The following is a 26,244-nucleotide window of genomic DNA, read 5'->3' on the forward strand; positions in this document are numbered from 1 at the left end:
GGAAACAGCTCTCCATCCAATCCCACTGGGTCCCTTTTCATCGGCGCGCGTAGAATCGTCGAGTACTTTCGAGCAGGCGTTCATCAAGACAAGAAACCGAACCGATCCCTCGTGAGCAAACGCGCCATGAAGCTTTATTTCAGCCGCAACTATAATCCGCGCCTCGCCGTCGCCGTGGCGCGCCATTTGAACTCGCCGGTCGAGTTTGAATTCGCTTCCCCGTTCGCGCCGGGCGAGCGCGAGAAGTTCCTCAAGCTCAATCCGAACCAGAGCGTTCCCATTCTGGTCGAGGGGGAGACAACGCTGTGGGAAGCGGACGCGATCGCCTGCCGGCTCTCGCGCCTCGCCAAGTCAGACTTCTGGCCCACAGGCGACGCCATGCCGGACCTCATCCGCTGGATCAGTTGGGGCTACTGGAACTTCGTGCGTGCCTGCGACATGGTTCATTTCGAACGGGTGACCAAGCAGCGTTACGGCCTGGGACCGGTCAGGCGCGAGGTCGTCGATGAGGGCTTGAGCGAATTCGCGTCCTCGGCCGCGATTCTGGACCAGCATCTCGCGAACAGGGACTGGCTGGTCGGCGACGCGGTCACCTACGCCGATTTTCGCGTCGCTTGCGTGCTCCCGTTCGCTGAACTCGCCGGCCTGCCGCTCGCCGATTTTCCTCGCGTCGAAGCCTGGCATGCGCGGCTCATGAAGATCCCAGCCTGGAGGGATCCATTCGCAGGGCTCGACGCGCCTGAACTGCCTCCGGTCAACGCCCGAACGAAATGACCCTCGGCAGCGTTCGCCCACGTTTCGCTCAGTGCGTCACTGTCTCATTCGCAACCAGATGCGCGCGGACGAAGCCGATATGCTCGCGCAACACATAAAACGCATCGGCAAATGCAAGCGGCATTCGTAGCGTATTCAACGATCGCTCGATTTCATTAAGTTCTTCGACCAGCTTGCGCCGCTCTTCCTCGCTCTTGTGCTTGAGCGCATCGCGTTCGATAGCGATGAGCGCGCCATAGTAGCGATAAATACGCGAGCGCACGCGCCAGCTATAGAGCGCTGGGATCGCGCGCAGCGCCGGGATCACGAGCACGGCGATCGGCAGAAGCAGAACGAGGAGCCGGTCCGCAACGCTGGCCAGCCAGAACGGCAGCGAGCGATAGAGAAAGCTCTTGCCCGAGCGGTAATAGCGGGTCGCATCCTCGCCGATGCGGAAGTCGTGCACCGACGTGTTCGGAAACTGGCCCGCACGTTGCAGCAGGCCCGGCGCACCATTCACCTCACCTGCTGCCTCTAGCAGCAGATCGGAGATCGCCGGATGCAGCGTGTTGCGCGCGACAATTTCCACGGTCGGACCAATCAGGTGCACCACATCGGGCGGAATGCGGTAGCGCAGATCGAGCACACCTGGCGGCAGGTCGACGCTTTCGAGACTCGGAAAGAGCCGCGTATACGCGGCCGATTCGTCGAAGCTCATCACGGCGATGCCGGGGATCGTCAGCAATCGCAACATCAGCGCGCGCGTGGCAGAGTCGCCGCTCAGCATGGCGGCGTCGATGTTCCCTGAGACGAGTTGCGTCGCCGCCTGCAGGCCATCGAGCGGCAAAAGCGTGGTACTGCCGCCGGGGTCGATGCCGTTCGCGTCGAGAAGCTTGAGCGAGAGAAGCCGCGTTCCGCTGCCTTCGCGGCCGATGGCAATCCGCTTGCCTTCGAGTTGCGACAACTGCGTGAGGCCCGAGCCGCGATAGAACACGACCAGCGGCACATAAGCGACGCTGCCGAGCGACATCAGCGAGCTGACGTCCTTGCCTTCGGCCACGCCGCCCTGCACGAACGCGACATCGACGTTCCACTTCGGGTTGAGCAGCCGCTCGAGGTTCTGCACCGAGCCATCCGATTCGATCACGTTGAGCTTCACGCCGTTGCGCGCGAGGATCGTCCGGTAGGCGTCGGCCATTTGCATCAGCGAGCTGTCCTGCGGTCCGGCGCTGATCGTGAGGGTGCGCGGCGGTGCGGGATTGACGAGCCACACCACAAGCGCGATGACAATCGCGCAAAAGAGGGCAACGGGCAACGTAGTGAGCGCGAGATCGCGCCAGGCGGGATTTTCGTGGTCGCGCAGGAAACGCGGTGGCAGTCGATGTCGTTTCATGAGAACCCGGCGGCGATGCGTCAGACTCAGCCCTGCAGGGGACCGGAGTCAGCGTTCAAGCACTCGCTCCGGTCGACACTGGAAACGTCATGATGCCATTTTCGCGCCAGATCGGACGGTTTTTGGCGCCGCGCCGTGCGCGGGTTGCGTCACAAGCGGTGCCACAAGCTGCGCTTCAGACAGTCGATTTCGTCAGCGCGAACAGTTCTGCGCGTAGAGCCTTCGCACGATCGCGCTTCAAATGCTGCTCGAACTCGGCCTGCGCGTCCTGCCATAGCACGCGCGCGCGTTCGTAGCGCCGCTGGCCGTTCGCCGAGAGGCGATAGACCAGCATGCGCGTATCCTGCTCCGATGCGCTCGCGACCACCAGCGCGTCGCGCTGCAACGGCTTGAGCGCACGCACGAGCGTGGTGCGGTCCATGACGAGGTCGTCGGCGAGTTCGGCGGCGCTCGTGTCGGGCCGGCTCGCGAGACGCGAAAGGATCGTGAATTGCGCGGCCGTAACGCCCTCCTGCGAGAGATGACGCTCGTACAATTGCGTAACAAATCGTGCAGCCTGCCGCAGCGCGAAACAGTTGCATTCCTCGCGAATCGTCCGCTTCGTCATTGCCTTCACCTCCCTTCACTTCATCGATCGCGCGCCACGCGGCGCGCGTTCATCATACTTTCTCGATTGCGAGCGCGATACCCTGCCCGCCGCCGATGCAAAGCGTCACGACGCCACGCCGGATGCCATCGCGCTGCATCGACCACGCCAGCCGTGTGGTGAGGATCGCGCCCGTCGCGCCGATAGGGTGACCGTGCGCGATCGCGCCGCCTTCCACGTTGACGATGTCCTCCGGAATGCCGAGTTGCGCGATCACGGCGAGCGGCACTGCCGCGAAAGCCTCGTTGATTTCGAAGCGTTCGACGTCGGCAAGCGACCAGCCCGCGCGCTCCAGCGCGAGCTTCACCGCGGGCACCGGACCCAGGCCGAACATACCGGGCTCGACCGCCGCGACGCCCCACGACACGAGCCGCACCATCGGCTCAATGCCCTTTGCCTCGGCGAACGCGCGGTCGGCCACGAGCATCGCCGACGCGGCGCTATTCAGTCCCGGTGCATTGCCCGCCGTAATCGTGCCGTCCGGCCGGAATGCGGGGCGCAGCTTCGCGAGCGTTTCGAACGTCGTGTCGGGGCGCGGCGCTTCATCCACGTTGAAAATTTCGACGCCCTTTTTACCTTTCATTTCCACGCCGACGATCTCTTCCTTGAAGCGCCCCGCAGCCTGCGCAGCCGCGAAGCGCTGCTGCGAACGCGCGGCAAAGCGGTCCTGTTGCTCGCGCGTGAGTTGCGTCTTCGTCACGAGGTCTTCGGTGTGCCAGCCGGAGTGCTCGCCCGAAAACGCGTCGACGAGGCCATCGCGCAACATGCTGTCGTGAATTTGAGCGTTGCCCATGCGGTAACCCCAGCGGCCGCCGTCGAGCAGATACGGCGCACGGTCCATGTTTTCCATGCCGCCCGCAAGCGCGACATCGGTGAACCCGAGCAGCACTTCCTGTGCCGCACTCGCCACTGCCTGCGCACCTGATCCGCACACGCGATTCACAGTGAGCGCAGGCACCGACACGGGCACGCCGCCGCCCAGCTCGGCCTGGCGCGCGGGATTCATCTTGTTGCCCGCCTGGATCACGTTGCCCATCACGACCGAACCGAGCAGCGCCGGATCGAGCTTCGCGCGCGCAAGCGTCTCGCGCACCGCCACCGCTCCCAATGCCGTCGCAGGCGTGCCTTTCAACGCACCGTTGAATCCTCCGATTGCCGTACGCACCGGCTGACACAAGACCACTTCGCGCGTGCTCATCCTGCTACCTCCACGAAACAAAAACTGCGGATGTCGATTTCATTCTATGTATGCATATGCACACATTCAAACGCTTTGGTCGAAGCAAACTTCGTCCGGTGTGGCACGTTTTATGTCATCGACGCCCGCAGGTTGGCGAATACGCTTACGCCACAGCCGGAAAATCCAGCGTCGTGTCGTTCACGCGGTTCACGAGGTTTGTGAACGTGATCGAAGCCACCGCCAGCGCAATTTCGATGATCTGGCGCTCGGTGTAACCGGCTTCGCGAATCGCGTTCACCTCGTTCTCGGGCACGGTGCCAGGTGTCGTCACGAGGACGCGCACGTAGTGCACCAGTGCATCGCGCTTCGCCTCGCCGGTGGGCGAGCCTGCGCGAATCTGCTTCATCGTCTCAGGCGCAAGACCTGCGAACTTGCCTGCCAGCGTGTGGGCGGCGACACAGTAGTCACAACCGGCCACCTCGCTCACGGCTAGCTTCACGACTTCGATATCGGCCTTGGAAAGCGTACCCGCCGCGATCACGGCTTCGACGCCGAGCATCGCGCCGAGCGCTTCGGGGCTGTGCGTGCCGATCGTCGCATAAGCATTCGGCACCTTGCCGACGGCCTTGCGGATCTTCGCGAAGATTTCGGCGGCGGCGCCGGTGGCGGCTTCGGGCCGGATGGTGGTAAGACGGGACATGTTCGACTCCTTGCTGTTGGGGTGATTTGCACGGCCATCGTCGATGGCGTGATGCCAGTCTAGTCGTGCAATCCGACGTTTTTAATGCCAGAATTGCGCGAATTCATGCCCATTCGTCTCACACAACTCAACCCCGAATTCAACCCCGCCCCACCATGGACCTGCTCAGCCGATTGCTCGCGCTCATGCCCGTCTCCGGTCGCCTCGACGTGCGCTGTCATTTCGGCGCGCCGTGGCGCATCGAGCAGGGAGACGCCGGCGCACGCGAAATTCCCTACCACGTCCTGCTCGCAGGCGAGGCCGTTATCGAGGATGCGCATGGCGCGAGCGTCGCGATGCAGGCCGGCGACATCGTGCTCTTTCCGTCCGGTGGCGCGCACGCGCTGCACGACGGCAGCGGCAAGGCGCCAGCGGCCTCCAAGCAGCGCATGCACGACGGCATCGCAGTCGAAACGAACCACGGCAGCGGCGCCGTCGCCGATCTGCTTTGCGGCCGCTTCCTGCTGCCCGCCGTCCCACAGCGTCTCTTGCGCGAAAACCTGCCCGCACGACTCATCGTGCACAGTGCGCGCGAAGGCGGGGACGCACCCGAGCGCCTCGTGCGCCTGATCGGCCTGATGCGCGACGAGGCGCTCGAAGCGGGCCCCGGCAGTGAATCGTTCGTGAACCATCTTTCGGGTGCGCTCTTCGCGCTCACGCTGCGTTACGCGAGCGACGCGAAAACGCCGCCGCGCGGCCTGCTCGCGCTCGCGCAGCGTCCGCGCCTGCAACCGGCCATCGATGCGATGTTCGAAGCGCCAGGACGCGCCTGGACGCTGCCCGAACTCGCCGCGTTGTGCCACATGTCGCGCGCGACATTCGCGCGCCACTTCGACGAGGCGATCGGCCGCTCGGCCGCCGACGTGCTCACCGAAATCCGCATGACGCTCGCAGGCCGTCTGCTCGCACAAGGCAACCAGCCCGTCGCGGAGATCGGCGAAACGGTGGGCTATCAGTCCGATGCCGCATTTCAGCGGGTATTCAAACGCCATGTGGGCATGACGCCCGCGCAGTGGCGCGCGGCGGCTCGCACGTAAGCGCTCTTTCACCGCTTGCACGCGATCAGCTGCGCGGCGCATCGTCGGTCCTGGCGATCACGTCGCCGCTTTCGCTCCAGCCGCCACCCAGCGACCGGTAGAGGGCCACCGCCGCGAGCGCGTGGTCGCGCTCCGCCTCATTGAGCAGGTCCGCATCGGCGAGATAGGTCTGTTGCGCCGTGAGCACGTCGAGAAAGTCCGCTGCGCCGCCCTTGTAGAGCTGGTTCGCGAGCTTGAGCGCCTGCGATGACGCCGCGACTGCATCGTTCAGTTGCTGCGTCTGGCCCGTCGTGCTCACGAGGTCGGTGCGGCTGTCCTCCACTTCGCGCAGCGCCTGCAGCATCGTCTGCTGCAGGTTCAGTTGCGACTCGCGCATGCGGCTTTCGCTCTGGTCGATTTCAGCGGTGATACGGCCCGCGTTGAAAATCGGACTCGTCGCGCCGATCGCCGCGCTGAAGAGGTTATCGGTCAGCGCCGGCATGCCGAGGTACGACGCGGCCAGCACGCCGTCCGCGAGATTCAGCGAGAACTTCGGATAACGCTCTGCGCGCGCGACGCCCACTTCGGCGGCGCGCTGCTCGACGGTTGCATACGCCGCCTGCACATCGGGGCGGCGTAGTAGCGCTTGTGAAGGCAGCAGTTGCGGCGCGCTCGCGGGCGCGGCCGGAATGGACGCAGGCGCCGCCAGCGCAAGCTGCGCGACCGATTCAGGCGTGCGTCCCGTATAGACGGCGATCAGGTTCAGTTGATGATCGATGCTCGCCTGGGCACGCGGAATGCGTGCCTGCAGTTCGCTTAGCTGCGTCTGCGCACGCGTGACATCGAGTTGCGTCGAAAGACCGTATTTCAGCCGATCCTGCGTGAGCGACAGTGCTCGCTGCCTGATCGATACGTTATCCTCAAGAATCTTCAGTTCGGCCTGTGCCCAGCGCAGATCAACGTAAGCCGATGCCGTATCGGCTGCGAGCGCGAGTCGCGCCGCGTCCAGTGCATGATGCTGGCCCACGAGATTCGCCTGGGCAGCGAGCAGGTCGAGCCGCTCGCCGCCGAACACGTCGGGCGTCCAGCTGAGCGCCAGGCCCGCCCCCGCCTGTTTCACGTAGCCGAGCGGCGGCGGCACGTTCTGCCGCGTATACGCGCCATGCGCCGTGAAGTCGAGTTGCGGCAATAGCGCCGCGTGCTTCTGGGTCGTAATCGACTGCGCCTGCTTCACGCGTTCCGCTGCCGCCTGCAGATCGAGATTGCCCTGCAGCACCGTGGAAAGCAGCGCGTTGAGCGTCGGGTCGCCGAACTGCGCCCACCACGCCTGGGCGTCGACGGCGTCTTGCGGCGCCTCGATGCGCCACGCCGCGGGCGCAGTCTCGCGGACCGTGCCCTGCAGGTCCGCGTGCTGCGCTGGTTGCACGGCGCAAGCCGCAACCACCGCTGTCACGAGCGACACAATGAGCGTGCGCGCGACGCGCATCGGCTTGAAATTCGAAGGCGATTGCATGATTGACCTCAGTGGCTCAGTGAGCATCGGGGGGCGGGCCGCCGGGCGAGATCGGCTGCGAGAACATCACACTCGCGAGAGCCACCACGAAGCACAGCGACAATACGAAGAAGGTATCGGAGAACGTCAGCACGAGCGCCTCGCGAAGCACCAGCGCCTGCAGACGCGCAAGGCCCGCCGCGCCGGTGTTGAGTGCATCGCCCGCGACCGATGTCCAGTACGCCCCCTGCTGCGCGAGCAGCGATTCCACCTGCGGCTGGCCGTGCGTGACGCTTTCGTTCAGGCGCAGATAGTGAAAATTCAGGCGGTCGTTGAGCATCGTCGCGCTCACGGCGATGCCGATGGCGCCGCCGAGATTGCGCATCAGATTGAAGAGGCCGCTCGCTGATTTCAGGCGCGAGGGCGGCAGCGAGCCGAGCGCCATCGTCACGATCGGCGGTATCGCGAACTGCTGGCCGATACCGCGCAGCGCCTGCGGCAGCAGAAACTGCTGCCAGCCCCAGTCGTGCGTGAGCGGCACGTAGAGATAGCACCCGAGGCCGAACAGGCACAAGCCGAACACCATCAGCGCACGCATGCTGACAAAGCGCGTGGCGAACGCGTAGACGCCGAGCGCGAGTAGCTGGAATACGCCCACCGATAGCAGCGAAATCCCGATCTGCAGCGAACTGAAGCCGCGCACCTCGGCGAGAAAAAGCGGCGTGAGAAAGACGGCGACGAAGATGCCGATGCCGGTCACGAACGAGAGCAGACTGCCGATGCCGAAGTTGCGCACGACGAGCGCACGCAGATCGACGATGGGGTCTTTCGCGGTGAGCGCGTGCACGATGAAAAGAAAACCACAGATCGCCGCAATCCAGGCACAGGCGACGATGACGTCGTCGCCAAACCAGTTCTTGCGCGGGCCTTCTTCGAGCACGTATTCGAGGCAGCCGAGAAAGCCGCACATCAGCGCGATGCCCAGATAGTCGCCGCGCCTGAGGAGCGAAACATCGGGCTCGTCGACGTGCACGTAGCGCGGCACGAGCGCCGCTACGGCGATGCCAGGCACGAGATTCAGATAGAACAACCAGTGCCACGACCATTGATCCGTGATCCAGCCGCCGATCACCGGTCCGATGGTCGGCGCAAGCGATGCGAGCGCGCCGATCGTCGTCGAAGCCACGATGCGCTGCCTGCCCGGGAACAGCACGAAAGCGGTCGTGAACACGGTGGGGATCATCGCAGCGCCCAACGCGCCTTGCAGGCCGCGAAAGAGAATCATGGAATCGATATCCCAGGCGAGTCCGCACAACATGCTCGTGATCGTGAAGCCCACCGCCGATGCAACGAAGAGCCAGCGCGTGGAGAACACCTTCGATAACCAGCCCGACATGGGAATCACCATGATTTCGGCGATCAGATACGCGGTCTGCACCCACGAGAGTTCGTCCTGGCTCGCGGACAGCCCACCGCCGATGTCACGCAGCGAGGAAGCAACGATCTGGATGTCGAGCGTCGCCATGAAAAAGCCGATGCACATTAGCCCGAACGCAAAGGCGCGCTGGCCGAGCGGCTGAAGGTGCGGTGCGAGCGGCGCCTCGTGCGTGGCTGCGGTCTGCGTCGTGTTCATGTCTGCCTGCCGTCTCAGTGGGTGGTCGCCGTCACTTCGGTGCCGGACAGATGGACCTTCACCGTCGCCGAGAGGCCGGGCCGCAGCGTGCCTTCCATCTCCTTCGGCACATCGAGGCGAATACGCACCGGCACGCGCTGCACGATCTTCGTGAAGTTGCCCGTGGCGTTCTCGGGCGGCAGCACGCTGAAGGTCGCGCCAGTGGCCGGCGCCACGCTTTCCACGTGGCCGTGCAGAACGCCGCTGGCCGCGTCGAGTTCGACGTCGGCACGGTCGCCCGCGTGCATCTTCTTTAACTGGTCTTCCTTGAAATTCGCGTCCACCCACAGATCGGACGCGGGCACGACGGTCAGCAGCGACGCGCCGACGTTCGCAAGCGTGCCCACGCGCGCCGAGCGATTGCCGATGTAGCCATCGACGGGTGAGCGTATCGTCGTGTAGTCGACGTTCAGCGCCGCGAGCCGCTGGGTTGCCAGAGCGGTGGAAACGCGAGCCTGTCCGTTCGCGATCTGCGCGCCCAGCACCTCAAGCTCGCGCTGCGCGGCCTGCACCGCTGCCCCGTTGCTGGCCAGTACGGCCTGCGCTTTCGCGTAATCGGCGTCCGCTCGCTCGACAAGCTGATTCGACACCGCGTCGTCCTTGACGAGTTCGCGATAGCGCGTCTGATCCTGCGCGCTACGCGTCAGCTCCGCGTTCGACGCACGCACGTCCGCCTGATGCTGGTTGATGACCGCTTCCTGCAACGTGCGGCGCGCCTCCAGTTCGGCGACGGCGGCGCGCGCGCTGTCCACTTCCGCGGTCGCTTCGGCGAGCTTTGCGTCGTAGTCGCGCGAATCGAGCCGGATCAGCACCTGACCCGCCCGCACGCGCTGGTTGTCCTGCACGAGAATCTCGTCCACGAAGCCGCTCACGCGCGGCGCCATCACCGTCACGTTGCCGCCGACGTAGGCATCGTCGGTCGTCTGCACGAACCGCAACACGAAGAACCAGTAGCCGCCCGCCAGCGCGAGCACCAGCGCGACGGCGCCGACGGCCAGCGCCATCCACGGCAGCCGGCCCGGCTCGACACGCACGGCAACGGGCCTGTCTGTTACGGGAGTAGAAGGACTCGACATTGCGCTCACCTGTGTATATGCACTATTGAAGACAAAAAAATGCCGCTGTTGGACGACCTTATGCGTTTGTTGCACGACGCGGCGCAGTAATTCAAAGCGCGCGCGTGACGCGAAAGAGTTCGCGCCGCAGCCACGCTGCCCGTTGTGAACCGAAGCGGCGCTCGAACTCATCCTGCGCCGCCCGCCAATGCGCGCCCGCCTCGAAGAGCCGCACGCGGCCGCCCGGCGTCAGCGCCAGTTGACGGCGGCGCATAAGCGCGGCGTCGGCGACGAGCCCCCCGCGCAGCAACGGCCGCAGCGCGCGCACGAGGGTCGTGCGCTCCATCACCAGAGCAGCGGCCAGCTCCGCCATCGTCAGACTGGAACCGCGTCCGAGCATCCCGAGAATGCTGAACTGCGTCGGCGTGAGTCCGGCCGCCGAAAGATGCCGCTCGTAAAGCTGCGACAAGTGGCGGGCGGCCTGGCGAACGGCGAAGCAATCGTCGTGTTCGGGAAGCTGGGTGGACGGGTAAGTGTGCATACGCACAGATTAGCGGGCGCGAAATGCAGATACAACCGCCAGCCGCGACATCAAATTGTGAACGCGCCGACAATAATGACGTTCAAACCTTCATTTTGCTTTCACTGCAGCAGGCACCGGCGCTGCGGATGTCATATCGTCGAAAAACGCGGTGGCGTGGTCGATGAACGCGCGCACTTTCGCGGGTAGAAGCGTGCGCGTCGTGTAGGCAAGGCGGATCTCGATCTGGGCGTCGACGATGGGGTACTCGTCGAGCAGCGTCACGAGCCGGCCCGCTTCGAGTTCGGCACGCACGAGCGCCGCCGGCAGCACGCCGATGCCGAAGCCCTCCAGTACCATCTCGCGATTGAATTCCGGGTTGTTCGAGACGACTTCATGTTTCAGCTCCACCGACACGTCCGCATCGCCATCACGGAAGGTCAGCGCGGGTTTGCGCAGTGAAGGCGGCATCAGCACGAATACATGCTGCGTCAGCTCGGCAGGATGCGTGGGCGACGGGTGCGTCGAGAGATAACCAGGTGTCGTCACAAGCGCGAGCGGGATGCGTTCGAGCAGACGCGTCACGGTCGTGTCGCTGTTGAGCATGAAGGGCAGCACGAGGCCGAGATCGTAACCCTCCGCGACGAGATCGACCGGACGTTCGGTCAGCGTCACGTCGAGATTCACCTTGGGATGCGCTCGCTTGAAGCTCGCGATGAGCGGCACGAGCCGGCTCACCGTCGCCGTGGTGTGCGCGACGAGCCGCAGCACACCGTTCGCCTCGCGCGATTGCTCCGAGGCGCTTGCCTCCAGCGTATCGAGGTCGTCCAGTATGCGGCAGCAGCCCTCGTAAAAGCCCTCGGCGGCTTCGGTGAGCGACACCGCGCGCGTGGTGCGGTGAAAGAGCCGGCAGCCGAGGCGCTCTTCAAGCTTGGCGACCGTACGCGACACAACGGGTGTCGTGACGCCGTGCATGTCGGCGGCGCGCGTGAAACTGCGCGCCTCGACCACGGAGCGGAAGATGCGCAGACTGTCGATATAGTCCATAGCGTGGCGGCGATAGAAAGGATTGCGGCTAGCTTAGCGCGAGCCAGGTCCTTTTGTCCTGGCATATTCCTGGGATATGCCAGGATCGGGGCACGCCGCTGCGAAATCGCCGGCCCAATCCGCCTTGCCGTCCCCTGCCACCATGACGCCCGCGCGGGTCGGGCGTTGGAGATCGCGCGATATCAGCCCGCCAGCTTGCGGAATGTCTCCAGCACGGCCTCGCCCTTGAACGGCTTCACAATCCAGCCGCGCACGCCGGCCGCTTTGCCGCGCTCTTTCATCGCCGGGCTGCTTTCCGTCGTGAGCATGACCACATTGACCGCCGTGTTCGCGAGGTCGCTGCGGATCTTCTCGACCATCGTGAGGCCGTCCATGTTCGGCATGTTCACGTCGCTCACCACGAGCTTGACGCCAGGATTCGCGCGCAGCTTCGTGAGGCCGTCCTTGCCGTCCACTGCCGTATCCACGTCGAGGCCGTTCTTGCGCAGAAAACCCGCCACTTCGTCGCGCACCGTGCTCGAATCGTCCACGATCAGAATTTTCGCCATTTTGATTTCTCCTTCGCGTAGCGTAAAACGACTTTTTTTATTTAAAACAATTCCAGCTCGCCGGTGCTTTCGCTCTGCGTTTCGGTGTCTGCCGCGACGAAGTCGAGCGACGTCTGCGAACAGACGCACACCGTCGCGCCGAGCCGCACGCTGCCGTCAATCACCAGCGCATACGACGACCGGTAATCAGGCTTAAGCTCGCGCAGATGTGGCAGGCACTCGCCGCTGAGCACATAGGGCGTCGACATGCCGAGGTCCGGGAAGTGCGCCACGAGTTGCTGGTTCATCGCGCCACAGCAGAGATTGCCGAATTCCATGAATGCTTCCGCGAGCGTGCGCTGCGCGTCGGCCGCGTAGTACCGGCGCATGGTTTCGTCATCATCGAAGTGCAGCAGCAACAGCAGACGGAATTGCATCGACGAAATCGTGAGCACCACCACCTGCGCGCCCTGCGCTGTGTGGCTCGCGTGCGGAGCGATTTCGCAGACATGTTGCGCGTCGGTGACGAGTCGCGTGCGCGCAGCCGCAAAGAAAATGCGCTCGATACTGTCCTTTGCGCGCGGGCCGATCATGCGGGCTCCCCGGTGCGCGTTTCCTTGAGCTGCGTCTTGAGCTGGTTCGACAGCGATTCGACGCTCGCAAGCGACGCCGCGATCATCTTGCCGCCCGCCTGGATGTCCTGAAACGTCGCAGCAGTGATGAGGTCGTTGCGGTTCAGGCTGTCGCGATAGCTCTTGGAGAGTTCCTGCGAACGCGTCGCCAGCGCACGCACCTCGCCCGCCACGATCGAGAAACCACGACCCGCTGCGCCCGCTCGCGCCGCTTCGATCGACGCGTTGAGCGAAACGATCAGCACATGGTTCACGATCGACGACAGCTCCTGATTCTTCTGGTGCATGTCATGGTTCTGCGCCATGAGCGAGGTCATCTGCTCGTGCCAGCGCTCGAACGTCGCCGACATGAGGCGCAAGCGCGTGGCCTCCTCCGCGATGCGTGCCGCGCGTTGCTGCGCGTCCTCACACCGCGCATGCTCGGCGGCGAGTGCGCCTTCAAGGGCGTCGGCGACGGATTTGCGCTGCGCCAGTTCGGCGCGCAGCGTGTCGACCTGCGATGTGAGCGCGTCGATTTCGCTCGCGCGCGCCGCAAAACGCTCATTCGCTCGCGCCTCGGCCTGCGCAATCGCTTCCTCGTGCGTGACGATCTGCGCTTCGCCCTCGCGGCGCCAGCGCGCACGCGATATGCCAATCACGCCTGCGGCCGCGAGCGCCATGAGCGCGGCGCCTGCCACCCCTGCAAACACTATCGACAACACAACTCCCCCCGAAAATACGCTAGATCGCCAGCGCCTGCGCACGCTCGGCGCGCTCCGCGCCGGCACCATCCACTACCCACTGCGCGGGCAAATACACGACCGTCTCGAAGTGCCGATAATCCGCACCGTGACGGCTGTCCGTGAAGCGCAATTCGATACGGCCGCCTTCGCCTTCGAGGAATGCGCGCACCGCATCCATGCCCACGCCACGTCCCGACACTTCGGTCACGTCGTGAGCCGTCGAAAAGCCCGACCGGAAAATGAAGCCGGCAATCGTCTCATCGCTTGCGGCCTCGTCCTGCGCAAGCCAGCCGCGCTCCACAGCGATGCTGCGGATACGCGCGAGCGCAAGACCGCGGCCATCGTCCGCGAGCGCCAATTGCAGCGCACCACCGCTCACGCCTGCTTCGATGGCAATACACCCCGCTTCGGCCTTGCCTTGCGCGCGACGTTGCGCCGGCATTTCAATACCGTGGTCAAGCGAGTTTCGGAGCAGATGCGTGAACACGTCATTCATCACCGAGGCGGCGCCGCTACGCAGCCGATAACCGTTGTCGACAATGCGCACGACGGGCGCGACCTTACCCAGTTCGGCAGCCAGCGACGGCAGTGAATCGATCACGCCCGCGAGCGCGTCGGCGATCGCCACGGTGCCGATGCGAGCGAGCGTCCCGCGCACCGTCTCGCGCATCGCACACAGCGACGCGAGATCATCTGCGTCGGCGGCGTCGAGTGCGCGCAACACCGTGTCGATCTGCTCGCGCGCCACGCTCACGCTGCCGTCATCGCTCGCAGCGCGCGTGCCGCGGCCGAGGCTCACTTCGTTGATCGTGGCGTAGTGCTCGAGCGATGCCTTCACGCGTTCGAGGTCGGCGATGAGCGCCTGCTGATCCCATTCGTGACTCGCGTCCTCGCGGCGCAGCGCGTCGTAGCGCTGTTCGACTTCGTGCACGACGCCTGTGAGATGCTGCAGGCTGTACGTGCGCGCATTGCCCTTCACCGTATGCATGTTGCGGAACAACTCGGCAATGGCGCTCATATCGGCGCAGTCGTGCTGGCGAATAATGCGCTCGTTCTCGTGAATGAAGCCCTTCGAGCTTTCCACGAACCGATGAAACTTCTCTTCACTCACCGCGAGAATTTCGCCGATCATCTGCAGGCGGCGCTTCTGCTCGCCCGCTTCGGCCGCGAGTTCGCGCAGTTCGGTCACGTCGCGCACGCACAGCATGAGGCGCACGACGATGTCGTTTTCGTCCATGATCGCCGACCAGCTGAGGTCGAGCACCTTCTCGCGGCCATCGGGCATCGTGCGCGTGATTTCGTTGACGAGCAGATGCTGGTTGAACGCGAAATTCACGCTGTCCTCGCCGAGGCACGCATCGACGGCCGCGTCGATCTGCGCGATCGTGTCGGCGTCGAGGCTCGATTGCGAGAATACGAGATCCATGAGCGGACGCCCGGCGATCTCGTCCGTCTCGAAGATCGCTTCCAGATACGCCGAGTACTCGTTGTGAATCGTCGCGCCTTCCACGACGGTGAGAATGCCCTGCTGCATGTTCTGCAGCATGGCCTGAATGTCGGCGGTCTTTCGCGCGAGCTGCGCAGAGCTATGCTGGATCTTCTCGATCATGCCGTTGAACGCGACGATCGAATGGCCGATCTCGTCCATGCGGCCCACCGGCACGCGCCGCGTGAAGTCCTGGTTCGACGCGATTTCGCTCATCATCGCCTGCATACGCGAGAGCGGACGCGTGATCTGGCGGTAGAGCAGCAAGCCAATCACCGTGAGCAGCAGCACCGCGCCGCCCGTTACACCGGCGATGGCACTCGTCGTGGTGTCAAGCGTGGCGTTCAGCGCGCGGATCGCGTCGTCTTTCTGGCGGTTTTTCTCGACGCGCATCGTCGTGACGATGCCCTCCAGCTCGTCGCGATACTGAGCGACGTTCGCGAAGAGATACGCCTGCGCGAGTTCGGTCTTGCCCGCGGCCTTCATCTTCGCGGTGTCGTCGATCGCGGAGAAATAGTTCGCAACGCTCTCCTGCGCCTGTGCGACGAGGCCGTCCTGAGCGTGACTCGCAGCGGCCTTGCGCTGGACATCGAGCGCGGCGCGCAGCGCGGCTTCCTTCGTCTTCAGCTCGTCCTGTGCGAGCGTCGCCGTGTTCACATCCGGGGCGTAGATGAGCGTCATCGTCGCCAGCTGCACGTCTTTCACCAGCGAAACGAGATCGGAAGAAGCCAGCGCGCTTGGCACGACGCCTTGCGTGACCTGGCGGACATCGGCTGCGCTGTGCCGCGTCTGATACACCGCGTAGCCGCCGATGGCGGACAGCGCGACGAACATCAGAACGATGAGCAGCGTAATGCGGTGACGTATGGTCATGGTCAAAACCCCCGGCCGTATCGCGCCGGTCGCGCTATGGTTGCGCGACTCGTGACGCAAAGGGCAATAGTTCGTGCCGGGATTATCACGAGGGGTTGTGACCGATTTGTGAATGTTCATATGTATGCAAGGCAAGCGTGGCGACCGCGAGACGAGGCGCGGAAACGGCAAGGCAGAACCCTGCTGCCTTGCGACTCAAGGAGTTACGGCCTTGCGGTAATATGGTGCAAACGTTTCATTCGAGGTATTTGCCCGTGCCCTCATCGCCGATATCCTGCGACGCCTCGCCGCAATTCTGGCGCGACGCAGCGCTCCCGTTCATCGAGGTGCGTGCGATTGCCGATGGCCGCAAGGTGCGCTACGGACGCCACGCGCACAGCACGTTTTCGATTGGCGCGGTGACGGGCGGGCACAGTACATATCTCAACGGCAACACACTGCAGCACATCGGTGCAGGCGCGGTGGTGGTCGTCAATCCGGAAGTCGTGCATGCGTGCAATCCGGCCGAAGTGGCGCCGTGGGCCTACCGCATGTTCTATCTGGATGTGGACTGGCTCGCAAAGCTTCAGCAGGATCTCGGCTTCGGTGAGCATCACGGCTTTCACGCGTTCGAACAGACCTTGAGCATGCGGCCCGAACTGTTCGCCGGTCTCAACCAGCTCTACGCGCTGCTCATCGACGCACGCGAAGACACGCTGCGCAAGGAAAGCGCGATCGTCGCGTACTTCTCGACGCTGCAGCAGGTGCTGAATCCCGCACCCGTCGCGGGAGGACGCGAGCCGAACCATCGCCTCGCGCGCGCAGCCGGCTTCATCGACGACAACTACACGCGCACACTCAGGCTCGAAGAGATCTGCGCGGCGGCGGATCTCTCGCCGTCGTATCTGATTCGCGCGTTCAGGCAGCAGTACGGTATGACGCCGCATGCGTACATCGTGAACCGGCGCATCGAGTTCAGTCGCGCGCAACTGCGGCGCGGCCGTGCCATTGCCGACGTCGCCGCCGAAGCCGGTTTCGCCGACCAAGCGCATCTCCAGCGCGCGTTCCGCCAGTTCGTCGCGGCAACGCCGGGTCAATATCGCGGCAACGCCTGAGCGCGGGCTACATCGTCTTCACGTCATCGACAGATATAGCGCCGAAGCCGCGAGCAGCCCGGCCATGCTCCGATTGACGAGCCGCACGCGCGCAGGCTCCCGCATTGCATGGCGCAGCGACGCACCCGCCCACGCCCAGCACGCGATCGACACGAAGCAGATGACGAAGTAGATGGCAGCGAACTGCCACACGAGCGCCTTGTCGCCCGACGCCGCATAGGCGCCCATCCCGGCCACCGACGCGAGCCAGGCCTTCGGATTGAGCCATTGCATCATCGCGCCCATCAGGAGCGACGGTCCCCGTGCGGTGCCCGTGTCGTCGATGCGGCCATCGTCGGCAGCCAGGCGCCACGCGACGTAGAGCACAAAAGCCACGCCGGCCCAGCGGATCGCAAGCGTGAGCACCGGCCATTTCGCGAGCAGTTCGTGCAAGCCCAGACCGATCAATAGAAGCAGCAACGTGAATCCGGCGGTTGCGCCCCACACGTGGCGCAGGCCGTAACGCGCGCCGGTGCCTAGCGCGACGACATTGACGGGTCCAGGGGTAATCGACGTGGCCAGCGCGAAAGCGGCCATCGAAAGTGCGGTGCTCACAGGTATCCTCGTTACGCCCGGTGGCGATGAATCACTGACCGAGCGTACTGGGACCGTGTGGATGCGTATTGAAGAAAATTGCCCTGCGTGAAGGCAGGGCACGGCGGTGCAAGACGGCGACCGATCAGGGCGAGGTCATCGCGGCCTGCTCCGCATGCCTTGCTTGCAGAACTGGAACAAGTCGTGAACAGCACCGTCACGCTGCACGCGGCGAAAATTTACTACGTACTACCAGGCGTTGGGAGTCGTCACGGACGCGCCGAAGTCGCTCGTGGCGCGACCGCTTTTCGCCAGCCTCGTCTCGATCTTGCGCAACACTTGTGCGGTCCAACTGGACTGCATCGTTCTGCCGACCGACGGGCGATGAAGCGCCGCATCGACGAGAAAAGCGCCGCGATGCTCCGCGTCGCGCGAACGACTTAGATTTGCGTGTGCCCACGCGTTCGCGCCGTTTCGTGATTGCTACGAGGCTACGAGGAACCCGACTGCTTTCATTCCCGGGCGCGACGTCGTTGCCGTCAACCACGCATCCCGCAACGAGGCACTACCCAAGCCTTCTGAGCCCACCCCACGCTTGCCCCATAAGTTACCCACAGAAAACGTGGAGAAGCCTGTGAGTATCTTTCGGAGAAATGCGCCAAGCCCTTGAGCGCAAAAGAACTCTGCAAAACGCAAGCATCGTGGGCTACGTCTGGAAACGTCCGCGTAAAACGCCTTGAGTTTTCCACAGAAAACGTGAGCAACCCTGTGCATATCCTCCTGGCATGTATGCCAAGGCATTGAACCGAAACGGAATTCCCATTCCCCTCGCTCGCGGGTCAGCACTCTTCGCTGAATAACCCTAAATTTCTTGCGGGAATTGCCGATATGTCAATTCAATGACAGGCCGGTCCACAGGCCCGCCAGCAAGGAAATTTATGCGCAATAATCAGCCCGTCACGCAGCAGGAATACGACTATCCCGCCTCGCAGATGCTTGTCTCGGCCACCGACCTCAAAGGCCGCATCCAGTACTGCAATCCCACCTTCATCGCTGTCTCCGGGTACACCCGGGACGAGTTGACCGGCAAGGCGCACAACATCATTCGCCATCCGGACATGCCGCCGGAAGCCTTCGCCGATTTGTGGAAGACAATTGGCGAAGGCCGTCCCTGGACCGCGCTCGTGAAGAATCGCCGCAAGAACGGCGATTACTACTGGGTGCGCGCGAACGTGACGCCGATCGAGGAACGGGGCGCCGTGGTCGGCTACCTGAGCGTGCGAGTGAAGCCGTCGCGCGACGAAATCCGCGGCGCCGAGGCGCTCTACGCGAAGATGCGCGAAGGCACGCTGCGCGGTGTGCGACTGCGCCGCGGCACGATCGTTCGCACCGGCATCGTGGGCGCGCTGGAAGGACTCCTGCGTGTGCCCATCGCCACGCGCGTTGCAATCGGCTACGCCGGCGTGCCCGCCGTGATGGCGCTCGCCGCCTTTGCTGCCTGGCAAGGCCTGCCGCCGTTGCCCTTCTGGGGCGCATTCGGCGCAGCGTGCATCTGCGGCGCCATAGCCTGGTGGCTGACCACGAGCCACCTCGGCACGCCGCTCGAACAGATGACCACCGCCTCGACGCGCATGGCCGCAGGCGATCTCACCGCCACCCTGCAGATCACCACGCACGACGATCTCGGCGAAGTGCTCCTCGCACTGAATCAGTTGCAGGCCAACCTCACGGCCATCGTGCTCGACGTGCGCGTGCAGATCGATGGCATGCTCAACGCCGCACACGAGATTTCCAGCAGCAGCGCCGATCTCTCGCGACGCACCGAAGTCCAGGCGGCCTCACTCGAAGAAACCGCCTCGACCATGGAGCAGCTGACCAGCACCGTAGAGGCCAACGCCGATGCAAGCGCGCGCGCGCTCAACCTCGCACGCGAAGCACAGGCCGTTGCAGCCGAAGGCGGCTCGATCGCCAGTCAGGTCGAGCGCACGATGGCGGGCATCAATGAAGCATCGCTGCGCATCAGCGATATCGTCGGCGTGATCGACGGCATCGCGTTCCAGACCAACATCCTCGCCTTGAACGCGGCCGTCGAAGCCGCGCGCGCGGGCGAAGCGGGCCGCTCATTCGCGGTCGTCGCGAGCGAGGTGCGCACGCTTGCACAGCGCTGCGCGGCGTCGGCGAGGGAGATCAAGGACGTCGTCGACGCCAGCGTGAACGAAGTGGCGCAAGGCACCCAACTCGTCTCGCGCACGACCGCCCAGATGCGCGCGATCGACGAGGCCGTGGGCCGTGTGTCGTCGATCATCGTCGAAGTGGCGAACGCGAGCAGCGAGCAGGCGGAAGGGATCCGCCAGGTGAACCAGGCCATCACCCATCTCGACAGCGCGACGCAGCAGAACGCGGCGCTCGTCGAGCAAGCGGCCGCTACCGCGATGCACCTCGCCGATCAGGCCGACGTGCTCGACGAAGCGGTACGGCTCTTCACCGTGGGCGGCGCTCAAGCCGCGCGGCGCAACCCGGTGCGGGCGACGCAGGCGCAACCGCTCGAAGAAACGGAATACGCGTGACGAATGACACGCGGCCAGCGTCAAGTCAATCGCCCCGTCGAGACCTATTGGTCTGAAATATCGGCGTAAGTCCCATCTCGACAGCCCGATCCGCGACGCACACCATTTGCACATCAGCACGTCCTACGTGGGTCTGCTGATCCGAGTAACAACGGCGTTTCAGCGGCTCATCCGGCCATACCGGGTGGGCCGATTTTTTTTGGTCACGAGGGTGAGCGCTATCGGAAACCCTCCGGCGACGCGCCGCGACCGTATGCACTGGGGTCGCGACAAACGCATGCACCATGAACTTGTTGTGAAGCGCGCAAAAAGCCGCGGCAAATCTGCGAGTCGCGTTACACTGGCTTGCCGGGACTCCGCGGCACACACATGCTGTGTGCGCCCGCGCGCATTCGGAAAGCACGCTGCGCGGCCGACCCCGTACAATGGCTCGACTACCCAACGCACGAGGACAATATCAATGCGCACGACCGGGTCTTCTGGAACCATGACCCTGCTCACCGAGCATGACGATGCAAACGGGCGCGAAGTGCGTTCGCTGCGGCTTGAATCGAGTGCGGACGGCAAGAGCCTGATGCTGATCGAAGTCGACGAGCGCAAGCCGGGCATCCACCGCGAAGTGCGTTATGAAATCACGCCTGCGGAACTGATCGCGGCTATTCGCGCGCAAGGCGCTGAGCTACCTGGGGAATCGCACAGCCGGTAACACGCGCGCCGTTTGAGCGCGTCGTCCATCCCGCGCACGCACTGTCGTCGCGCGGTGTGCTGCCGCGCGGGCGCGGCAGCTTTCCATCCCCTTCGCGTGATCTGTCCCGATCCGCGCTTTCCTGTTGTCCTCACATGCCCGCGCTGCGTGTCGTGTAATGGCGTGATCGAACGAACGGGTCTCGAACGGGCGCGTCGCACGCCACTTGAACGCGTTCAAAGCGTATTCGTCTCCAGCCGAACGCTCGATCTATTCGCATCGCGTCGTTCTATTTTTCATCAACCTCACGATCGCCGCGCGTTGCTCGGCAGTATCCGGTTTCCATCGGCAAGCATTCTGGATGCGTTCTGTAAGCTAGCCGTGACATGACGCCGTGGGTGCAGCGTGACTCGACGAGAAACGATGGTGATTCGCTGAGTTCGCACTCACGAGCAAGGCATAGAGGAGCAGCATGCCTGTACCGGAGACGCATTCATACGTCCGCCCTTAATCGTTTTCCGCCGGACGATGATAAGGAGTATTGATAATCGTGCGCCCTGAATCTACGGAATGTCGCCCGTATTCGCCGGGTGGGTCGTTCGATAAGTGCGGCGCGAGCAGCGAGTATCGCCCGGCGATTGACGATTAGCGATTGCGTGCAACGGATCCGTCGCACGCATGCGGGTGCGTTGACGGCGTGGCGCTTATGCCCTCAGAAATTGCCAGATCAGAACGAGACCCGGCATCGAAAGCGCACCATGCGTAACCAGCGCCAGGTAAACTCGCCGGCGCGGTGCGGCACTGTCACGACGCGAGCGCCAGAGCGCTGAAAGGCTTACGCCGACGCAAATCACCGATGCTGTGGCAACAACCGCCAGGGAAATATCCAGGTAACCATCCCCCGCAAAGCGATCGAGGACGCCATTGGCATACACGGTGCCAACCGCAGCCACGCATACCTCGAGAAGCGCAACGAGCAAAAGGTCAGTACCAAGTCGTGTGGGCAAAGTGTCAGTGCTCAAGACGGGTCTCGTTTCGTAGTATTCCTGTAAGTCATGTAAGAATTGCACAGGCGCTCCGAGCACACTGTCAAATATCGTTAGATATTTGCGTGCGCAACTTTCAAAACTTTCCTTTTCTTGCCAAAACGCAAATATTGCATGCGCTATCGAACGATAGACGCCGGGCACTCGGCGCTGCGGTATGTGATTTGCATCAACAGTCAGAACCGGAGCCTGAGGGCTTCGCAAATTGCATTGCGCACCGCGAATTCGGCGCGGAAGTCCGGCCATGTCGACTTACCCGAGCCCTGGTCTCGGACAATCAGAATCGCGCGAGCGTTATGCGTGGGCTTCGCCAAAACCTGAAAATTCCAGGCAGCCGACTCAAGCGTGATCACTCGATAATAAACAGGAATACTAAATTTCAATGAAACGACATCGCACACCCTTCCCTGCGTTCCCCACTTGCGCCCTTCGTCGACCCGCGAATCCCGGCACAGCCAACTCGTTATGCTTCAAGGCGATGGCTCAGGAAGTCTGCTTACATCGTCGGCGGATCGCAGTTGACATAGAAAGGCAATGTCGCTGCACGCGCAGTCGGCGTGAAGGGCGACTGGAACAGGCGCGCGGGAGCAGATTTACGCCGCCTCACTTGAACGACTTCGAATTGCGTTCATAATCGTTGCGTTACTCTTCCTCCATTCGCTAACCGCGACAACGGAAGTAAGCAGATGCTACACGATCTCATCCAGCAGTACGGAGCGGCCATTGTGTTTGCGAACGTGCTCGCTTCGTCGCTAGGCTTACCTGTGCCCGCAATGCCCGCGCTCGTTCTCTTCGGCGCGATGGCCGCAATGCATCCGGGAACGATCGGTCAGCAAGTCGCGCCAGTGCTCGTGCTCGCCGTCTTCGCCACGCTGATCGGCGACAGCGTCTGGTTCCTCGCCGGGCGGCTCTATGGCGGCAACACGCTCAAGACTCTCTGCAAGCTCTCGCTTTCGCGCGACACCTGCGTCAAGAAGACCGAACGCTTCTTCGGACGTTGGGGCGTGCGCGTGCTCGCGGTCGCGAAGTTTATCCCCGGACTGTCGATCGTCTCCGTGCCAATGGCCGGCGCCATGGGCACGCCGTACCGCCAGTTCCTGAGCTTCGATGGAATCGGAGCGGCGCTGTGGACCGGCACGGGCCTCCTGATCGGCGTAATGTTCGCACCGCAAATCGACATGCTGTTCGCGAGTGCTAGCCACCTCGGGCGCCTTAGTGCGGTCGTGGTCGCCGCGTTGCTCGTGCTCTACGCGCTCTATCGCTGGCAGCGCCGCCGCCAGCTGATCAAGAAGCTCGCCCACGCCCGCATCACCGTGGACGACCTGTACCGCGCGATGGGCGGGAAGCCCCCGCCCGTCGTGTTCGATATCCGCTCGCATGAAAAGCGCAAGCTCGATCCGTACGTTATTCCGGGCGCGCTGTTCGCCGATGAACGGCAACTCGGCGAAATTCTCGCGAAGTATCCGCACGACCAGAAGCTCGTGATTTACTGCTCATGCCCCAATGAAATTTCCGCGGCCTGGATGGCAAAGCAGCTCGCCGAGGCCGGCTACACCGACGTGCTGCCGCTGCTCGGCGGCCTCGACGCGTGGCGTGACTCGGGCCGCACGCTCGAACCGCTGCAGCACGCACCGGCCGACGAGGTCCCGCCTCACATCACGCCGAAAGCCGTCTGATTCCTGCACCACGTGCGATCGGTCCGACCGGCCCGCGGCGACGCGCGGTCGATCGGCCCCGGGACCGGTTCCGGTCGCGCCGTCACGCCAGTCCCGCGTCGCCTGCAGAATATCCGCATCCGTCGGCCCGGCCGCTACCGGGCACACTGCACGAGGAGATCAGCCAGATGAGCACCATCACCGAAGCCGAAGCTCGACACGCCGACACGCAACCGCAGCCGGCCGACGCACCGTTTTCGACGCTCGCCACACGGCACCACCAGATGTTTCCCGTGCTCACCGACGACGAAATCGATCGGCTGCGGCGCTTCGGCGTCGTGCGTAGCTGGGCTCCGGGCGAGTTGCTGTTCCGCACGGGCGAGACCGGCCCTGGCATGTTCGTGATGCTGTCTGGCGCCGTGAAGGTGCGCCAGCGCGACGGGCTCGGACAGGAGAAAGTGATCAACGAACATCATCGGGGCTCGTTCCTCGCCGAAGTCGGCCAGCTCTCGGGCGGTCCGGCGCTTGTCGACGGCGTCGCACTCGAACCCGTGGAGGCATTGCTGATCCCGCCAGAGCATCTGCGCGCGGCCATCGTCGCCGAAGCCGAACTCGGAGAGCGCATCGTGCGCGCACTGATATTGCGCCGCGTCGCGCTCATCGAAAAGGGCGCGGGCGGCCCGATCCTCGTCGGCAAGCACGACGACCCGGCCCTGCTCGCGCTCCAGGGCTTCCTTTCGCGCAACGCGCATCCGTACAAGGTGCTCGACGAACGTGACGGGAACATGCTCTGCGTCGTCGAGCGCTACGCGGCGTCCAGCGAAGATCTGCCGCTCGTGATCTGCCCCGATGGCTCAGTGCTGCGCCATCCCAGCCCTCCCGAGCTTGCGACATGCCTCGGCCTGTTGCCCGAACTCGACGACAACCGCGTGTATGACGTGGCCGTCGTCGGCGCGGGTCCCGCCGGGCTCGCGACGGCGGTCTATGCGGCATCCGAAGGGCTCTCCGTGATCGTGCTCGACGCGCGTGCGCCAGGCGGCCAGGCCGGTGCAAGTTCCCGCATCGAAAACTATCTCGGCTTTCCCACCGGTATCTCGGGCCAGGCGCTCGCGGGCCGTGCTTTCGTGCAGGCGCAGAAGTTCGGCGCGCACATCGCGATTCCCGTGAAGGTCAAGTCGCTGCGCTGCGACGAGCAGCCGAGGCGGCTCGAAACATGCAGCGGCGACGTGCGCGCGCATGCCGTGGTGATCGCCAGTGGCGCGGTGTACCGGCGTCCGCACATCGAGGGACTCGACCGCTTCGAAGGGCACGGCGTCTATTACTGGGCGTCCCCGGTCGAGGCAAAGCTCTGCAAGCACGAGAACGTCGTGCTCGTGGGCGGCGGCAATTCTGCGGGGCAGGCGATCGTCTACCTCTCCACACACGTGCGCCATATCGACGTGCTGATCCGCAAGACGGGGTTCGAATCGACGATGTCGCGCTACCTGATTGACCGCATTTCATCGCTGTCGAACGTGGACGTGCATCCGGCGAGCGAGATCGGTACACTCGGCGAAGACGACAGCGGGCTCGCGTCGATCCGCCTGAAAACGCCGTGCGCGGACGGCATCGATCATTTCGACGCGCGCCATCTGTTCCTGTTCACTGGCGCGAACCCGAACACCGAATGGCTGCGCACGTGTGGCGTGACGCTTGACCCGCATGGCTTCGTCGTTACCGGGGACAGCGACGCGTCGTGCAGTCTGGCGACTTCCGTTGAAGGCGTGTACGCGATTGGCGACGCGCGCGCGGGATCGACCAAGCGTGTTGCGGCGGCGGTGGGTGAAGGCGCCGCTGTCGTTGCGCAGATCCATCAGTTGCTTGCTGCCATGCCAGCGCAAGTGGCCGCTGCTCATGCGTGATGAAATGGCGTCGAGGTTTTTTCGTTAGGAGAACAATCCAGGTCGTGTTCACACTATCTACGCCCATAGACAATGAGCGCGAAATTGATGAAAGCGAGGAAGATCACGTCCAGTTTTTAGAACCGGGAAAAATGCGGCGGAGGTCTTTGAGGCGGCGAAACAGGCGTTCAACATCGTTTTGGCGCTTGTACATTTGCCGATCATATTCCCATGGTTCAAGAATTTCCGTCACCGAAGAATACGATCAAACAAAAAATTATGTGAACACGCCCCGGCCAATGCGCAACTGTCCACATAAGCAATAAGGACGCGCAATGCAAGCGGCTCGCGAATACCGCGCGCCGCCCACGATTCGTTTAGCGCTCCAGCTTCGCGCGCAGTTCTCGCGCCGCTTCCAGCAACCCCTGGTAGCCCGAGCGAGCGTGCTCCGGCAGATCAGGATCGCCCACCAGCGCGCCGAGCGTTTCAACCAGGCTGTACACGAGGCCTTTCGCAGCACCTGCCGCAATCCTGCCGGACTTCACGCCCTCGTCGACGTGGGCAAGCGCTGCGTTCAGATGTTCCAGATCGGGTTGCGCCTGCTCGCCACCTGGCGTTTGCGCGTCCCGTTTGTGCATATCGTCACTCGTCATGATGATGGGTCTCTCCTGGATATCAAGGAATCGAGAAAACTCGTGATTCTGTTATATACCGATCCCATGCGGCCGTCCATGGGCCCGGCACGCGACTCCCGAATCCTCTCACCTTTGCAAATTCCGCTTGACCAAACAATGCGCAGCCGCTCGCCACGCAATCGATTGCGTGGCACAAAACGCCTTGAAAACAAGGCCAAAATTCGATTTCTGAGGTCCGGCATGCTATGCCGCGAGCCGATTCGTGTACGTCGTTCGGGTACCTGTCTTCAGGTCCCGCAAAGTCTCACCTTTTGCTGCGCGCTACCGTGTTAACCGGCGCGCCGACGCCGCGGCAC

General features: G+C 63.7%; 23 protein-coding genes and 1 pseudogene. 7 read left to right on the forward strand and 17 right to left on the reverse strand.

Annotated features, from left to right (window positions below):
- Window positions 1-126: 126 nt before the first annotated feature.
- Window positions 127-774, forward strand: a complete 648-nt coding sequence (locus D1Y85_RS19485; RefSeq protein WP_124152718.1) for a glutathione S-transferase family protein — start codon at window positions 127-129, stop codon at window positions 772-774.
- Window positions 775-802: 28 nt separating this feature from the next.
- Here the strand turns inward: D1Y85_RS19485 and D1Y85_RS19490 are convergent, their stop codons facing one another.
- The 4 genes from D1Y85_RS19490 to D1Y85_RS19505 form a co-directional block, all read right to left on the reverse strand.
- Window positions 803-2,146: a TAXI family TRAP transporter solute-binding subunit gene (locus tag D1Y85_RS19490; protein ID WP_124152719.1), complete on the reverse strand. Its 1,344-nt coding sequence runs from the start codon at window positions 2,144-2,146 to the stop codon at window positions 803-805.
- Between the two features lie 175 nt (window positions 2,147-2,321).
- Window positions 2,322-2,753: a MarR family winged helix-turn-helix transcriptional regulator gene (locus D1Y85_RS19495; RefSeq protein ID WP_124152720.1), complete on the reverse strand. Its 432-nt coding sequence runs from the start codon at window positions 2,751-2,753 to the stop codon at window positions 2,322-2,324.
- A 52-nt stretch (window positions 2,754-2,805) separates the two neighbouring features.
- Window positions 2,806-3,990 carry a thiolase family protein gene (locus D1Y85_RS19500; RefSeq protein ID WP_124152721.1) on the reverse strand — a complete coding sequence of 395 codons (1,185 nt, stop codon included), beginning with the start codon at window positions 3,988-3,990 and terminating at the stop codon, window positions 2,806-2,808.
- A 145-nt stretch (window positions 3,991-4,135) separates the two neighbouring features.
- Complete coding sequence (locus tag D1Y85_RS19505; RefSeq protein WP_124152722.1) at window positions 4,136-4,672, reverse strand: carboxymuconolactone decarboxylase family protein; 537 nt, start codon at window positions 4,670-4,672, stop codon at window positions 4,136-4,138.
- Between the two features lie 155 nt (window positions 4,673-4,827).
- Here D1Y85_RS19505 and D1Y85_RS19510 point away from each other — a divergent pair, with 155 nt between their 5' ends.
- A complete protein-coding gene (locus D1Y85_RS19510) occupies window positions 4,828-5,748 on the forward strand; it encodes an AraC family transcriptional regulator (protein WP_124152723.1) in 921 nt (306 codons plus the stop codon).
- 25 nt (window positions 5,749-5,773) lie between these two features.
- Here D1Y85_RS19510 and D1Y85_RS19515 read toward each other — a convergent pair whose 3' ends face one another.
- The 9 genes from D1Y85_RS19515 to D1Y85_RS19555 all read right to left on the reverse strand — a co-directional run bounded on the left by D1Y85_RS19515 (window position 5,774) and on the right by D1Y85_RS19555 (window position 15,753).
- Window positions 5,774-7,213 carry an efflux transporter outer membrane subunit gene (locus tag D1Y85_RS19515; protein ID WP_124152833.1) on the reverse strand — a complete coding sequence of 480 codons (1,440 nt, stop codon included), beginning with the start codon at window positions 7,211-7,213 and terminating at the stop codon, window positions 5,774-5,776.
- A 43-nt stretch (window positions 7,214-7,256) separates the two neighbouring features.
- Window positions 7,257-8,852: a DHA2 family efflux MFS transporter permease subunit gene (locus D1Y85_RS19520; protein ID WP_124152724.1), complete on the reverse strand. Its 1,596-nt coding sequence runs from the start codon at window positions 8,850-8,852 to the stop codon at window positions 7,257-7,259.
- Between the two features lie 14 nt (window positions 8,853-8,866).
- Window positions 8,867-9,967, reverse strand: a complete 1,101-nt coding sequence (locus D1Y85_RS19525; RefSeq protein ID WP_246024988.1) for an HlyD family secretion protein — start codon at window positions 9,965-9,967, stop codon at window positions 8,867-8,869.
- Window positions 9,968-10,058: 91 nt separating this feature from the next.
- Window positions 10,059-10,487, reverse strand: coding sequence for a MarR family winged helix-turn-helix transcriptional regulator (locus D1Y85_RS19530; protein WP_124152725.1), 429 nt, complete (start codon window positions 10,485-10,487; stop codon window positions 10,059-10,061).
- A gap of 90 nt (window positions 10,488-10,577) precedes the next feature.
- Window positions 10,578-11,513: a LysR family transcriptional regulator gene (locus D1Y85_RS19535; protein WP_124152726.1), complete on the reverse strand. Its 936-nt coding sequence runs from the start codon at window positions 11,511-11,513 to the stop codon at window positions 10,578-10,580.
- Window positions 11,514-11,695: 182 nt separating this feature from the next.
- Entirely contained in the window at window positions 11,696-12,061 is a 366-nt protein-coding gene (locus tag D1Y85_RS19540; RefSeq protein ID WP_124152727.1) for a response regulator, read from the reverse strand.
- 41 nt (window positions 12,062-12,102) lie between these two features.
- The gene (locus D1Y85_RS19545) at window positions 12,103-12,633 is read right to left on the reverse strand and encodes a hypothetical protein (RefSeq protein WP_124152728.1); all 531 of its coding nucleotides are present in this window, start codon (window positions 12,631-12,633) and stop codon (window positions 12,103-12,105) included.
- The gene (locus D1Y85_RS19550; protein WP_124152835.1) at window positions 12,630-13,331 is read right to left on the reverse strand and encodes a methyl-accepting chemotaxis protein; all 702 of its coding nucleotides are present in this window, start codon (window positions 13,329-13,331) and stop codon (window positions 12,630-12,632) included. The genes D1Y85_RS19545 and D1Y85_RS19550 overlap by 4 nt, the downstream gene beginning before the upstream one ends.
- Before the next feature lie 61 nt (window positions 13,332-13,392).
- Window positions 13,393-15,753, reverse strand: coding sequence for a HAMP domain-containing protein (locus D1Y85_RS19555; protein ID WP_124152729.1), 2,361 nt, complete (start codon window positions 15,751-15,753; stop codon window positions 13,393-13,395).
- Between the two features lie 221 nt (window positions 15,754-15,974).
- On the opposite strand from D1Y85_RS19555, the gene D1Y85_RS19560 reads away from it, so the two are divergent.
- A complete protein-coding gene (locus D1Y85_RS19560) occupies window positions 15,975-16,847 on the forward strand; it encodes an AraC family transcriptional regulator (protein ID WP_124152730.1) in 873 nt (290 codons plus the stop codon).
- Between the two features lie 18 nt (window positions 16,848-16,865).
- Here D1Y85_RS19560 and D1Y85_RS19565 read toward each other — a convergent pair whose 3' ends face one another.
- A complete protein-coding gene (locus D1Y85_RS19565) occupies window positions 16,866-17,441 on the reverse strand; it encodes a LysE family translocator (RefSeq protein WP_124152731.1) in 576 nt (191 codons plus the stop codon).
- A 917-nt stretch (window positions 17,442-18,358) separates the two neighbouring features.
- Here D1Y85_RS19565 and D1Y85_RS19570 point away from each other — a divergent pair.
- Together D1Y85_RS19570 and D1Y85_RS19575 are read left to right on the forward strand one after the other, a co-directional pair.
- On the forward strand, window positions 18,359-19,987 hold the full coding sequence (locus D1Y85_RS19570; protein WP_124152732.1) for a methyl-accepting chemotaxis protein: 1,629 nt from the start codon (window positions 18,359-18,361) through the stop codon (window positions 19,985-19,987).
- Window positions 19,988-20,447: 460 nt separating this feature from the next.
- Window positions 20,448-20,693: a hypothetical protein gene (locus tag D1Y85_RS19575; protein WP_124152733.1), complete on the forward strand. Its 246-nt coding sequence runs from the start codon at window positions 20,448-20,450 to the stop codon at window positions 20,691-20,693.
- 683 nt (window positions 20,694-21,376) lie between these two features.
- On the opposite strand, the gene D1Y85_RS19580 is transcribed toward D1Y85_RS19575, so the two are convergent.
- Window positions 21,377-21,694 carry a hypothetical protein gene (locus tag D1Y85_RS19580; protein ID WP_124152734.1) on the reverse strand — a complete coding sequence of 106 codons (318 nt, stop codon included), beginning with the start codon at window positions 21,692-21,694 and terminating at the stop codon, window positions 21,377-21,379.
- Window positions 21,695-22,404: 710 nt separating this feature from the next.
- Here D1Y85_RS19580 and D1Y85_RS19585 point away from each other — a divergent pair.
- Window positions 22,405-23,394 carry a DedA family protein/thiosulfate sulfurtransferase GlpE gene (locus tag D1Y85_RS19585; protein ID WP_124152735.1) on the forward strand — a complete coding sequence of 330 codons (990 nt, stop codon included), beginning with the start codon at window positions 22,405-22,407 and terminating at the stop codon, window positions 23,392-23,394.
- Between the two features lie 167 nt (window positions 23,395-23,561).
- On the forward strand, window positions 23,562-25,274 hold the full coding sequence (locus D1Y85_RS19590; protein ID WP_124152736.1) for an FAD-dependent oxidoreductase: 1,713 nt from the start codon (window positions 23,562-23,564) through the stop codon (window positions 25,272-25,274).
- Between the two features lie 53 nt (window positions 25,275-25,327).
- Here the strand turns inward: D1Y85_RS19590 and D1Y85_RS28115 are convergent.
- Window positions 25,328-25,494: pseudogene (locus tag D1Y85_RS28115) on the reverse strand (IS5-like element ISCARN85 family transposase); the annotation flags it as partial.
- A gap of 136 nt (window positions 25,495-25,630) precedes the next feature.
- Entirely contained in the window at window positions 25,631-25,891 is a 261-nt protein-coding gene (locus D1Y85_RS19600) for a hypothetical protein (RefSeq protein ID WP_124152737.1), read from the reverse strand.
- Between the last annotated feature and the right edge of the window lie 353 nt (window positions 25,892-26,244).

The organism is Paraburkholderia dinghuensis (assembly GCF_003837865.1).
GTDB classification, from domain to species: Bacteria; Pseudomonadota; Gammaproteobacteria; order Burkholderiales; family Burkholderiaceae; genus Paraburkholderia; species Paraburkholderia dinghuensis.

What these genes read in the sequence shown, in the direction of transcription:
- D1Y85_RS19570 (WP_124152732.1), top strand. Translation starts at nt 18,359, where the DNA reads ATGCGCAATAATCAGCCCGTCACGCAGCAGGAATACGACTATCCCGCC.
- D1Y85_RS19490 (WP_124152719.1), bottom strand. Translation starts at nt 2,146, where the DNA reads ATGAAACGACATCGACTGCCACCGCGTTTCCTGCGCGACCACGAAAAT.
- D1Y85_RS19505 (WP_124152722.1), bottom strand. Translation starts at nt 4,672, where the DNA reads ATGTCCCGTCTTACCACCATCCGGCCCGAAGCCGCCACCGGCGCCGCC.
- D1Y85_RS19540 (WP_124152727.1), bottom strand. Translation starts at nt 12,061, where the DNA reads ATGGCGAAAATTCTGATCGTGGACGATTCGAGCACGGTGCGCGACGAA.
- D1Y85_RS19585 (WP_124152735.1), top strand. Translation starts at nt 22,405, where the DNA reads ATGCTACACGATCTCATCCAGCAGTACGGAGCGGCCATTGTGTTTGCG.
- D1Y85_RS19515 (WP_124152833.1), bottom strand. Translation starts at nt 7,213, where the DNA reads ATGCGCGTCGCGCGCACGCTCATTGTGTCGCTCGTGACAGCGGTGGTT.
- D1Y85_RS19500 (WP_124152721.1), bottom strand. Translation starts at nt 3,990, where the DNA reads ATGAGCACGCGCGAAGTGGTCTTGTGTCAGCCGGTGCGTACGGCAATC.
- D1Y85_RS19590 (WP_124152736.1), top strand. Translation starts at nt 23,562, where the DNA reads ATGAGCACCATCACCGAAGCCGAAGCTCGACACGCCGACACGCAACCG.
- D1Y85_RS19530 (WP_124152725.1), bottom strand. Translation starts at nt 10,487, where the DNA reads ATGCACACTTACCCGTCCACCCAGCTTCCCGAACACGACGATTGCTTC.
- D1Y85_RS19600 (WP_124152737.1), bottom strand. Translation starts at nt 25,891, where the DNA reads ATGCACAAACGGGACGCGCAAACGCCAGGTGGCGAGCAGGCGCAACCC.
- D1Y85_RS19510 (WP_124152723.1), top strand. Translation starts at nt 4,828, where the DNA reads ATGGACCTGCTCAGCCGATTGCTCGCGCTCATGCCCGTCTCCGGTCGC.
- D1Y85_RS19560 (WP_124152730.1), top strand. Translation starts at nt 15,975, where the DNA reads ATGGTGCAAACGTTTCATTCGAGGTATTTGCCCGTGCCCTCATCGCCG.
- D1Y85_RS19575 (WP_124152733.1), top strand. Translation starts at nt 20,448, where the DNA reads ATGCGCACGACCGGGTCTTCTGGAACCATGACCCTGCTCACCGAGCAT.
- D1Y85_RS19535 (WP_124152726.1), bottom strand. Translation starts at nt 11,513, where the DNA reads ATGGACTATATCGACAGTCTGCGCATCTTCCGCTCCGTGGTCGAGGCG.
- D1Y85_RS19525 (WP_246024988.1), bottom strand. Translation starts at nt 9,967, where the DNA reads ATGTCGAGTCCTTCTACTCCCGTAACAGACAGGCCCGTTGCCGTGCGT.
- D1Y85_RS19550 (WP_124152835.1), bottom strand. Translation starts at nt 13,331, where the DNA reads ATGGCGCTCGCGGCCGCAGGCGTGATTGGCATATCGCGTGCGCGCTGG.
- D1Y85_RS19555 (WP_124152729.1), bottom strand. Translation starts at nt 15,753, where the DNA reads ATGACCATACGTCACCGCATTACGCTGCTCATCGTTCTGATGTTCGTC.
- D1Y85_RS19485 (WP_124152718.1), top strand. Translation starts at nt 127, where the DNA reads ATGAAGCTTTATTTCAGCCGCAACTATAATCCGCGCCTCGCCGTCGCC.
- D1Y85_RS19545 (WP_124152728.1), bottom strand. Translation starts at nt 12,633, where the DNA reads ATGATCGGCCCGCGCGCAAAGGACAGTATCGAGCGCATTTTCTTTGCG.
- D1Y85_RS19495 (WP_124152720.1), bottom strand. Translation starts at nt 2,753, where the DNA reads ATGACGAAGCGGACGATTCGCGAGGAATGCAACTGTTTCGCGCTGCGG.
- D1Y85_RS19520 (WP_124152724.1), bottom strand. Translation starts at nt 8,852, where the DNA reads ATGAACACGACGCAGACCGCAGCCACGCACGAGGCGCCGCTCGCACCG.